Origin of the sequence: Methylobacterium sp. WL6 (genome assembly GCF_008040095.1) — a bacterium.
GTDB lineage: Bacteria > Pseudomonadota > Alphaproteobacteria > Rhizobiales > Beijerinckiaceae > Methylobacterium.
The window spans coordinates 1-1,275 of sequence record NZ_VRVH01000568.1; the positions used below are offsets into that span (position 1 = coordinate 1).

Below are 1,275 nucleotides of genomic sequence, written 5' to 3' on the forward strand. Positions count from 1 at the left end.
GCGCCGACGTCGCCGCCCGCGGCCGCCGCCGGACCTGGCTGATCTGGACCTTGTGGGCGGCCCTCGTCGTCGCGCTCGCCGGGCCCCGCCTCGTCCTGCCGGCCACCGCCCTGCCGGCCTCGGGCCGCGAGATCATGCTGGCGATGGACCTGTCCGGCTCGATGGAGCGGCGCGACTTCTCGCTCGACGGCGAGACCGTGAACCGCCTCGTCGCGGTCAAGCGCGTGGGCGCCGACTTCATCCGCCGCCGCGCCGGCGACCGCATCGGCCTGGTGATCTTCGCCGACCAGGCCTTCGTCGCGGCCGGGCTCACCTTCGACACGGCGAGCGTGGCGCGGGCCCTGGAGGAGGCGACGATCGGCCTCGTCGGCCGCTCCACCGGCATCGGCGACGGCCTCGGGCTGGCGCTGCGCCGGCTCGATCCGAAGGATTCCGGCATCGACGGTCAGCCGGTCGCGTCCTCGAAGGCGGTGATCCTGCTCTCCGACGGCGCCAACAACGCCGGCCAGACCACGCCGCGGGACGTGGCGGCTTTGGCCAAGGACCTCGGCATCAAGGTCTACACCATCGCCCTCGGCCCCCGCGACATGGCCGACGCCGACGGCGAGCAGGACGTGGTCGACACCGAGACGCTGCGCGAGATGGCCGAGATCACCGGCGGCAAGGCGTTCCGGGTGCGGACCACCGACGACCTCGTCGCGGTGGCCGACGCCATCGACACCCTGGAGGGCGGCCGCGCCAAGGCTCCCCCGGTGCCCCTGCGCCGCGACCTCTGGCCCTGGCCGGCGGCGCTCGCCTTCGCCTGCGCCGGGCTGCTCCTGGCTTCCCGGAGGCGGGGATGATGCCAGCGCGCGGGCTCGTGCCCGCCTTGCCGCCGACCGTTTCGCGCATCCCCTCTCCCCGCACGCGGGGAGAGGGCCGCGACGACCCCGTCGTCGTCGCGGCGAGGCGGCAGCCGACGGTGAGGGGGCTTCGACCGGCGAGCCTCCCAGGGCACCGTCCCCTCACCGCCGCCTCGGCTTCGCCTCCGCTTCCCGGCCGCACGACGAGGTGCGGCCGGGCCTCTCCCCGCGTGCGGGGAGAGGGGGGCCCTCCCCACTGCCGGGGCATCCCGCGATGACCGTCCTCGACGCCTACGCGCTGCTGCGGCCGTGGTGGCTGCTGGCGATTCCCCTGGTCGCCGTGCTGGCCTTCCGCGCCGCCGCCCGCGCCGCGCCCCTCGGCGACTGGGCGCGGGCGGTCGATCCGGCGCTGATGGCGCTGATGGTCCGGCGC

1 protein-coding gene and 1 pseudogene are annotated in these 1,275 nt (G+C 76.1%); both read left to right on the forward strand.

The genetic code is table 11. The annotated features are described in order from the left end of the window. The coding region (locus tag FV230_RS28425) for a VWA domain-containing protein (protein WP_147844737.1) at positions 1 to 842 on the forward strand (842 nt) is incomplete at its 5' end. Between the two features lie 274 nt (positions 843 to 1,116). Then, positions 1,117 to 1,275: pseudogene (locus FV230_RS31400) on the forward strand (VWA domain-containing protein); the annotation flags it as partial.